Source organism: Bacteroidota bacterium, assembly GCA_018831055.1.
Taxonomy (GTDB): domain Bacteria; phylum Bacteroidota; class Bacteroidia; order Bacteroidales; family B18-G4; genus M55B132.
The window spans coordinates 1-9,913 of the sequence record JAHJRE010000097.1; the positions used below are offsets into that span (position 1 = coordinate 1).

The following is a 9,913-nucleotide window of genomic DNA, read 5'->3' on the forward strand; positions in this document are numbered from 1 at the left end:
ATCTGGGTTGGATTCGGCTTTATCGGTTTCGCATGGTTCATCTTTGCTCTCATATATCCAGCTTATAAAACCAGATATTTCAAAGATTATCTCTATTCGGTTTTTTTCATCATCATTATTTTTTCCATGCTGACGGAAGATACCATTGAGACTCAGGTGGGAGTCACAATTTTTGCATTCTTCAGTGCCTTGCTCCTGTTTGGCAGGCAAAACCCTTTGCTATCGGAAACTTCCGGGAAACAAAAGAAATAAAGGGAAACATGAATGATACCTACGGACAATGGCTGGTTGTTGTCAATCCCAATGCGGGTAACCGTAAATGTGGCAAAGACTGGCCTGAAATATCCCGCATCCTGGAATCACAAAATATTCTTTTTCATGCTGTAATGACAGAACACCGCAATCATGCAGTTCATATTACAGAAGAATACGTCAACAGGGGCTTTCAGAAAATCCTGGTAGTAGGCGGCGATGGCACTCTCAATGAGGTTATCAACGGGATATTCCGGCAACAGCGTTTTCCGGCCAATGAGATCATGCTGGGTATGATTATGGTCGGCACCGGTAACGACTGGGGCAGGATGTACCGGATACCCTCATCCTACGACAAGGCCGTTAAAGCCATACGTAAAGAGAGAAAGTTTGTCCAGGATGCCGGAATGGTCAGGTATACGGCAGAAAACGGAGAGAACGTAACCCGGTATTTCCTGAATATGGCAGGATTAGGTTTTGATGCCCTGGTTGCACTGAAAACCAATATGATGAAGGACAAAGGCAGGGGAGGGACCTTTGCATACCTCTATAACCTCATCACAGGATTATTCCGCTACCACCATGTGCCTGTACAAATAAGCATTGATGGTGAAAATGTTTACAACGACAGGATGTTCAGCATGAACATCGGCATATGCCGTTATAACGGGGGAGGCATGAAACAAGCCCCAATGGCCATACCCGACGATGGGATCTTTGATGTGACCGTTTTCAGGGCAATTTCCAAACTTCGTGTTTTGACCAATGTCTACCGCTTGTATTCTGGAAACTTCACACATTTATCCCTTGCCAGGATATTCCGCGGGAAAGAGATAGAAGTCAGAGCAATGGGAAAACGTAAGCTTCTCCTGGAAGCCGACGGGGAAAGCCTGGGTTCAGGCCCCTTCACCTTCAGCATCCTGCCACGCAGTGTTACGGTAATAGTGGGGAAAAAATTCCTCGCCGAATGATCATCATTTCCAGTCACCCTTATCTTTGATGAGTAAAATCAATTCTTCCAGGGCTTTTTCCTCAGGAATACCACGTTTGACAACCTCCCTGCGATAATACAGGTTGACCATGCCTTTGCCTGCACCTACATATCCATAATCCGCATCGGCCATTTCACCCGGGCCGTTTACTATGCAACCCATCACCGCGATCTTCAGCCCGGTCAAATGCCGCGTTTTTTCCTTCACCTGCTTTAAAACGCTTTCAATGTCGAACATAGTCCGGCCACAGGATGGACAGGCAATAAATTCGGTTTTGGTAATTCTCAGATGCAGGAATTGTAACAGGGAAAATGCCGTATCCGAAGCTTTTGCAGGATCAAACCGGACCGGAAGATCAAGCCATAACCCGTTTCCGAAGCCATCCGCCAGACTGGCAGCCATAACAGCGCTTGCAAGATAATGACATGTATCATTATCCGGTTCCTGGCAGGAATACTTCAGGATGACCATGTTCGGAATGGAATGTTTAGTCAATTGTTTTTGTATCAAACCAAACTGCCTCCGGGCATTTTCACCCTGCGCCCGGGCTATCAGAATGGCATTCCCGGAAAACGTCTTTCCTTCCGGTAAAAAGGCCTCAAGCTCTCCAGCATCAAAAGAAACAAAAGTTATATCATCTTTTGTCACTTCGTCTTCTAAATCCTTTAACCGTTTTATCCTGTATGACTTTCCATTATAAATCAGCGTATTGTTATCTGCATCCAAAATATCCGGGGCAGATGTTTCACCGGAAGCTGCCATTCCCTTTCCTACAACCATTGGTACCCCGGAATATCCGTTATGAATTAACCCGGAGTGCCTGAACCCTGTAACCTGCCCCCTTGTAGCAACTTTCATTTGTCTGATACCTGTAATTGGATCTATAATTTTCAGAGCAACGGGGATCTCTTTTTCCGGAGCTTCCGTAAGCGATACCCGTATGGTATCCCCGATGCCGTCGGCCAGCAAAGCGCCAATACCCGCAGCCGATCGTATCCTGCCGTCCCAGGCATCGCCGGCTTCGGTTACTCCAAGGTGCAAAGGATAATCCATATTCTCTTCTTTCATTCTCTGAACCAGCAAACGTGTGGCATAAATCATAACTCTTACGTCGCTGGCTTTCATCGAAAGAACAAGATCCTGGAAATACAATTCCCGGCATATCCTGGCAAACTCCAGTGCCGACTCCACCATGCCTTCGGGAGTATTGCCATAACGCTGAATGATCCTCTCCGAAAGAGAACCATGGTTCGTCCCGATACGGATCACCGTTCTGTGCTTCCGGCATATCTCCAGCAAGGGAAACATTCTTTCCCTGACACGTTTAAGTTCATCGTCGTATGCAGCCTCCGACCCGATCCCGGCGGTTTTACCGGTGTAATTACCTGGATTGATCCTGACCTTCTCCACTATCGTCGCAGCCACCTCCGCGGCAGCAGGCTGGAAATGAATGTCGGCAATTAGCGGTATATCAATATTCCGTGATATCAGTTGGTTTTTGATGACTTCCAGATGCCTTGCCTCCCTTACCCCAGGGGCAGTGATCCGGATCATCTCCGAACCGGCCTCCGCAAGCCTGAGGCATTGGTCAACCGTTGCAGCGGTATCCAGCGTCGGGGTATTGGTCATCGACTGTACCCTCACAGGATGATCTCCTCCCAGGAATAACTTTCCTATCTGTACAACCCTCGAGCGATATAAACGGTCTGAAAATGTATATAACTCCTGCATAGTGGATCAGTGAAAATACAAAGGTAATGATCCTTCAGGATAGGAGGCGGTCATGACTCAAATAATCCCGGAAAGTGCCATGACACGCAAAAAACAATAATAAATGATTTTTTTAGTTAATGAATAAACCTTTTACAAGCTTGGAGGTTAATAAAATACCAGGAAAGGTTTTTTCGAGACCCATACATTCAACAATTTGGTAATTTTACGGTCCTTAGAACGATTTTTATGAAGAGATTTTTTATTCTTACCGCAGTAATAGCTTCTTTTCTTTTCCAGGATATTGCTTTTGCACAGCAAACACCAATCGGTGAATGGAGAGACCATCTTCCCTGGAGTTATACCATTGCCGTAGCTGAAGCCGGCGATATCATATACTGCGCCACCGCCAACGGGATCATCATATTCAGCAAATCGGAAAACAGCATCAGCCGGCTGACGAAGATCAACGGTTTATCGGATGTCGGGATCAGCGACATCAAATACAGCAAAGAATTACAGGCACTGGTGGTTGGTTATTCCAATACCAATATTGATATCATCAAGTCAGGGACAGTGATCAATATCCCTGATATCAAGCGCAAACAGATCCTTGGGAATAAAATTCTCAACAGCATCACGCTGAAAGATGATTATGCCTATTTATCCTGCGGATTCGGGATTGTTGTCCTTGATGTGGTAAAAGAGGAGATCCACGATACCTATTATATCGGTCCCGGAGGCACTCAACTTGATATCCTTGAATTGACTTACAACGATACGGCTTTTTTTGCCGCGACAGAAACGGGTATCTATCATGCCCCCGTTAACAGTCCTAACCTGGCAAATTTCGCCATATGGCACAGATTCATGGATTTTCTGCCATCTGCAGGATTTAACCTGATCACCGAATACAATGGTAATATCATAGCCAACCGCAACAACACTTCTTCCTCCAACAAGGATACTCTTTATTACTATAACGGTAGCTCATGGCAGCGTTTGAGCACCATTGATTACAGCGGGATCAACAGTCTTCGTGTTTGCTGCGGTGAGCTTGTGATTTCTTACGATTACTACGTTTCTATCCTTAATGCCCAATACTCTGAAACCCTGAAAATCTGGAACTTCTACGGTACGACGCCTCAACCCAACGATGCCATCGCAGATAATTCAGGAAATTACTGGATTGCCGACCGGGCCAACGGGCTTGTCAAATCATGGTCTCAGGGATTTAATTCATTCTTCATCAAGCCGGCCGGGCCTACAACCACCAGTATTTATGACATTTCTGCCTCTGGAAGCAGCCTTTGGATGGTCCCGGGAGGTATCAACGGATCCTGGGGAAATACTTACCAGACTGCTAAAGTATATTCCTTTATTGAAGAAAACTGGAATGTATTCGATCCCTGGAATACACCGGCCCTGGACAGTCTCCGTGATATGGTCGTGGTAGCTGTCAACCCCGGAAACCCTTCACAGGTTTTTGCCGGTTCCTGGACAAGAGGCATCCTGGAATTCCTGAACGGGCAGTTTAAGGCCAATTATGGCAAAGATAACAGCTCCCTCGAAGCCAATGTGATCGAAGGCGGACAAAATGTGAAAGTGGGTGGCCTTGATTTCGACGACAACGGAAACCTCTGGGCCAGCAACTCGGGAGCCGAAAGAATAGTCTCAAAACGCAAACCCGACGGAACCTGGCAATCCTACGACCTCGGCTCCATCGCCAGCGGAAAGGATGTGGGTACCCTGATTGCCGACAGCTATAACCAAAAGTGGATACTTGCAAGGCATTATCAGAATAATGAAAATTATCTGTATGTTTTCAACGAACAAAACCAGCCAGGAAACCAGGTAAAAGGCATGAAAGCAGGAGAGGGGAACGGTAACATCCCTGGGAGCAATGTTTTTAGCATTGCTGAAGATAAGGATGGTGAAGTATGGATCGGTACCGATGAAGGCGTGGCCGTCTTCTATGATCCATCAAGGATTTTCTCCGGATCCAATTTCGACGCTGAACGCATCCTGGTAAACTTCGACGGCTATGTACAGTACCTGCTCGAATCTGAGGTGGTCACCGCTATCGAAGTCGATGGGGCCAACCGCAAATGGATCGGTACCGACCGCGCAGGTGTCTTCCTCCTGTCGGAAGATGGTACGGAGCAGATTTACCACTTTACCGAAGATAACAGTCCCCTGTTTTCCAACCAGATCACCGATATCTCCATTGATCCCAATACCGGGGAGGTCTTTATCGGAACTTCGCGCGGACTGATCGCTTTCAAAGGTACGGCAACCGAAGGGGTTGAAAGCTACGACGATATTTACGCCTACCCCAACCCGGTACCACCAGGCTATTCCGGAGCCATTGGTATTAAAGGACTTATTACCAATTCCATTGTAAAAATAACCGATATCTCCGGCAACCTGATCTACGAAACCCGCTCGGAAGGCGGACAAGCCGTTTGGTATGGAACCGATTTCAACGGGAGAAGAGCCGCATCCGGTGTTTACCTGATATTTGTCAGCGATGAAACCGGTGAAGAACGTATGGTCAGCAAAATCGTTTTCCTGAATTGATATCAACCTAAAGGATGCTTCTGAAAACCAGAGGAATAGTATTCCATCAATTTAAGTACGGCGAGAACGATAAAATAGTAAGGATATATACCGAAGAACGCGGATTACTCAGTTTCATACTGAGAGGTGCCCGCAGCAAAAAATCAGCCGTACCACTCAGTCTTTTTCAAAACCTCTCGCTGTTAGACCTGGTCATTACCGTGCGTGAAAAGACTGACCTGCACTATATCAAAGAAGCCACACAAGCCTTTCCTTATCAGAATATTCCAAGGGATATCAGAAAAAGCACCATCATCCTCTTTCTGAACGAGATCCTGTTCAAGACCATCCGTGAAGAGGAGACCAACAGGGAGCTTTTTCGCTACATCTTTGATTCCATGAGCTTTTTCGACCAACAGGATGAAGGATTCGTAAATTTTCATCTGTTCTTCCTGGTGCATCTGACAAAGTTTACCGGATTCTTCCCTAATACCGACATAGCAGTCCGGCCAGCCTATTTCGACCTGGAAGAAGGCCGCTTCACCCCTTTATTACCGCTTCATCCCTATTACCTTGAATTCCCGGAAAGCGATCACCTCTTCAAACTATTGCAATCGGATATTTCCACATATCACAAAACCGCCATCTCAAAGGCCATGCGATCCATTCTCCTGGAAAAACTGCTAATATATTACAAACTGCACCTGCCCTCCATGCAGGATGTCAAATCCCTGACGGTTTTACAGAGCGTGATGGAATGAAACGCAGAATTTAATGTTTGTAAGGGTTGGCCAAAGGTTGCAGGTTGCAAGCTGCAGGTTACAGGCTGCAGGCTGCAAACGTTCCACACTCTGTACCCCCTACTCTTTACTCTTGCTACCTGAAACTTTCAACCACTCCACACTCTTCACCCCCTCCTCTAACTCTTACTACCTGAAACATGCAACCTGCAGCCTGCAACCTTTAATTATTTCACCAAACTCAATCATATTTTAGTATTTTTGATTTTGTAAAGCGTATTTATGGCCCGGAACAATGTCTTTTCCAGTCCGCTTCTGACCCACTTACTGCTGCTTCTCACAGCAATCCTGGCTTTCATGTCGGTTGCCTTCCTGGAAAATCCGTTGAAATACGACCTGCTCGACCAGGCCTATCCATGGAAATATTTCATTGGGGAATGTCTGCACAATGGTCATTTGCCATTATGGAATCCTTACCAGTTGCTGGGTTCCCCCATACATGCCGACCCGCAAAGCTCGGCCTGGTACCCGGTAGTGTGGATCATCGGTTACATTTTTGGTTATGATATCTATAGTGTCTCCATCGATTTCATCCTGCATATTTTCCTTGCCGGTGCAGGAATGGCCTGGCTGATCCGGTCGCTGGGGATGCGAAGCGATGTAGCTTTTCTGGCCGGCGTATCCTACATGCTTGGGGGTTTCTTCGTAGGAAATGCCCAGCATTTCATGTGGATCATCAGCGCAGCCTGGATTCCCTTCCTTTTTGCAAGCTTCATCCGTCTTTCCGATACACTGGAATTCAGGTATGTCCTCATCCTGGTCCTTATCAGCCTGATGTTCATGACAGGGGGCTACCCCGCATTTATCGTTATCTCACTGTATTTCCTGCTGGTGCTTTTTACCTTTTATGTTGTCAGGTTGCTTATTGCTAAGGATTACAAAAAGCTGGCCCGGTATGTATTCCTGAATTTTGCAGGACTCATTCTGGTAATACTTATAAACTCCGTAGTAATTGTTTCCTGGTATATTCTTGGCGGGGAGATGACCCGGGGCGACGGCGTTTTGCTCATTCAGGCATTGTTTGGCCCTTTCTCACCGGGATGCTTTGTCTCTTTTCTCTTTCCCATGGGCACAGTCAGCAGCACCTGGATCTTCGGCACCGATATGTCGATGGCCAATGGTTATATGGGACTGTTGATGATCCTGGGTATTCTGGGAGCCCTTGTTTCCAGGAATTCGTTCCGCATCTGGCTGTTCATTTTGTGGGGATTTCTGATGCTGGGCATAGCTGTGGGAGACGCCCTTCCTCTGCGGGAGTTCGCATACAATCATATCCCTTTCATGGATTTCTTCCGCTTCCCCAGCCTTTTCAGGGTCTTCGCGATCACCGGCTTTATTGTTGGAGCCTCCTCCTTTTTTCATAAATGGCTGGAAACGGAAAACAACAGGATCATTACCCTGCGAATCATAACCGTTCTGGTTTTCACCGGTATCCTGCTTACCACGGTGATCCTGTATTTCAGACATGATCTGTACTGGACAGAATTCATCACAAGGGACCTTTTCACACGTGCCAAAGATTACACATCCGCCCAATATGTGCTTTTCCAGGGACTGGTTCAAAGCATTCTGATGTTGGCAGTTGTTGTACTGGTTTTCAGGATGCCATCAGCGCCACGCCTTTTCAGGATGCTCATCCTGATCGCCATGATCGATATGGTTTTAAGTGTCCGTTTCAATGGATCCTACACGGCCTATGCGCACAATGTCAGTTCGAGGGATATGAAAGAAGTCACCATGGGATTGCCCTCCGGATTCCCTGTTCCCGGGACTGAACCCGTAAAACTCAATACCGACCGCGGAAAAAGCATCACACCGCTTTGGCGCAACCTGCATATCTTTTACAAAAAGATAGCCTGGGACGGATACAATCCTTTGCATTTGAAAGGGTTCGAATACCTTGCCGATAGTATGCCCCTGTTGTTTGAACAGAGTATTTCCCATCCTCCGGTTTTCCTGGCTTATAAGACCCTGCCACAGGATTCAGCTATTATACTGGAGAAAAAAGGAAACATCCCGCAGGATGTACTTTTCCTGGAAAGTGACACCCAGAATCAGATACTTACGGAGTATAATCCCGGCGATACGGTTATTTACAAGTCATTCGGGCCCAACGAATTTGTGGTTGAAACACGCACCGGAAACCCTGCTTATCTTACCTACCTCAATAATAATTATCCGGGTTGGCAAGCAGAGATCGACGGAAAGGAAGCGTCCCTGATGACCTCCAATTTTGCACTGATGACCGTGCTTGTCCCCGGGGGCACCCACGAAGTTACCTTCCGTTACCATCCCGGAGAAGTGATCACTGCTCTGTATGTCTCTCTGATAACACTGCTGTTGGTTTTGGTGGGATGGATATATTTTATGGTGAAAGGTTTTCGAAGAAATCAACGATAACATCCCGTAAGACCTCCTTTACCCTGTTCATATCCTGTTTCGTGCCCAGTTCCTTTTCCATGGAAGTCACACCCTTATCGGTAAAACCGCAGGGATGGATCAGGTTGTAATACGAAATGTCGGTATTTACATTAAAGGCAAAGCCATGCATGGTAATATGCCTGCTGGAGCGGACCCCGATGGCACAGATCTTCCTGGCTCTGCCGGGGTTCGCGGGCTCCAGCCAGACACCGGTCGCACCCTCAAGCCTTCCTGAATCCATACCGAAAAGAGCAAGAGTTTTAATCACCGCCTCCTCAAGCAATTCAATATACTTTTTCACACCGATCCCGAACTGCTCCAGGTCAAACACGGGATATCCCACGATCTGTCCGGGCCCGTGATAGGTGATGTCGCCTCCGCGGTTGATACGGTAAAAATCCACACCCCTTTGCTTCAGGAATTTATCATCCATCAGCAGGTTTTCCATGGAACCACTTTTCCCCAGGGTGATGACATGCGGGTGTTCGCAAAAAAGCAGCAGGTTATCCAATGAAGCAATCAAGGGCTTCTCGCCTGCGCCTTTCCCGATCTTAGCCTGTACCCGGCTGTCAAACAAAACCTCCTGGTAATCCCAGGCCTCCTTGTAATCGATCAGACCAAGATCCTTATAAATTATTTTCCCGGAAGCATCCATTTTTAACCCTCCAAACCGGCAATACAATCACACCGGAAGCATAAATTTTATCATTTCCAGGCAAAAGTAATGCTTTTTAAATTCAGCATTTATCTCTATCTTTGCCCCCCGAAAATAAGAACAGTGCATTGTTCCCCTCCCCTCGGCAACGCTCCCCTCGGCTACGCTCGGGGCAGGCAATTGTTCATTATTCATTGTTCACTGTTCATTATTTCCCGGCCCCGTAGTTCAATGGATAGAATGGAGGTTTCCTAAACCTTAGATACAGGTTCGATTCCTGTCGGGGCTACGGCAAAAAACCCGGCTGACGTCGGGTTTTTTTATTTAAGATCGAAGAACCCAGCGGCTTGGGGATGATCGAGTGACTGAGTGACTTAGGGATCAAGTGACTGAGTGACTCGATGGTTCCTTCTCTTGTTTTTACTCGTCTTCCAGTCACTCAGTCACTATGATAATGAGTGACTTAGGGATCAAGTGACTGAGTGACTCGATGGTTCCTTCTCTTATTTTTACTCGTCTTCCAG

Annotated in this window: 7 protein-coding genes and 1 tRNA gene; 6 read left to right on the top strand and 2 right to left on the bottom strand. The window is 46.8% G+C overall.

What is annotated here, in order from left to right; translation table 11 throughout:
• Both KKA81_05995 and KKA81_06000 read left to right on the top strand, forming a co-directional pair.
• A partial coding sequence (locus KKA81_05995; GenBank protein MBU2650467.1) for a hypothetical protein occupies nt 1-252 on the top strand: 252 nt, incomplete at its 5' end.
• Between the two features lie 8 nt (nt 253-260).
• Nucleotides 261-1,223, top strand: a complete 963-nt coding sequence (locus KKA81_06000) for a diacylglycerol kinase family lipid kinase (GenBank protein MBU2650468.1) — start codon at nt 261-263, stop codon at nt 1,221-1,223.
• Between the two features lie 3 nt (nt 1,224-1,226).
• Here KKA81_06000 and ispG read toward each other — a convergent pair whose 3' ends face one another.
• The gene (gene ispG, locus KKA81_06005) at nt 1,227-2,975 is read right to left on the bottom strand and encodes a (E)-4-hydroxy-3-methylbut-2-enyl-diphosphate synthase (protein MBU2650469.1); all 1,749 of its coding nucleotides are present in this window, start codon (nt 2,973-2,975) and stop codon (nt 1,227-1,229) included.
• Between the two features lie 228 nt (nt 2,976-3,203).
• Between ispG and KKA81_06010 the strand changes: the two genes are divergently transcribed.
• From KKA81_06010 to KKA81_06020, 3 genes are all read left to right on the top strand, one after another.
• Nucleotides 3,204-5,534 carry a hypothetical protein gene (locus tag KKA81_06010; GenBank protein ID MBU2650470.1) on the top strand — a complete coding sequence of 777 codons (2,331 nt, stop codon included), beginning with the start codon at nt 3,204-3,206 and terminating at the stop codon, nt 5,532-5,534.
• 14 nt (nt 5,535-5,548) lie between these two features.
• Complete coding sequence (gene recO, locus KKA81_06015; GenBank protein ID MBU2650471.1) at nt 5,549-6,274, top strand: DNA repair protein RecO; 726 nt, start codon at nt 5,549-5,551, stop codon at nt 6,272-6,274.
• Between the two features lie 261 nt (nt 6,275-6,535).
• Nucleotides 6,536-8,713: a YfhO family protein gene (locus KKA81_06020; protein ID MBU2650472.1), complete on the top strand. Its 2,178-nt coding sequence runs from the start codon at nt 6,536-6,538 to the stop codon at nt 8,711-8,713.
• Here KKA81_06020 and lipB read toward each other — a convergent pair.
• On the bottom strand, nt 8,679-9,389 hold the full coding sequence (gene lipB, locus KKA81_06025; GenBank protein MBU2650473.1) for a lipoyl(octanoyl) transferase LipB: 711 nt from the start codon (nt 9,387-9,389) through the stop codon (nt 8,679-8,681). The genes KKA81_06020 and lipB overlap by 35 nt on opposite strands.
• Before the next feature lie 217 nt (nt 9,390-9,606).
• Between lipB and KKA81_06030 the strand changes: the two genes are divergently transcribed.
• Nucleotides 9,607-9,678, top strand: a tRNA-Arg gene (locus tag KKA81_06030).
• Nucleotides 9,679-9,913: the final 235 nt, after the last annotated feature.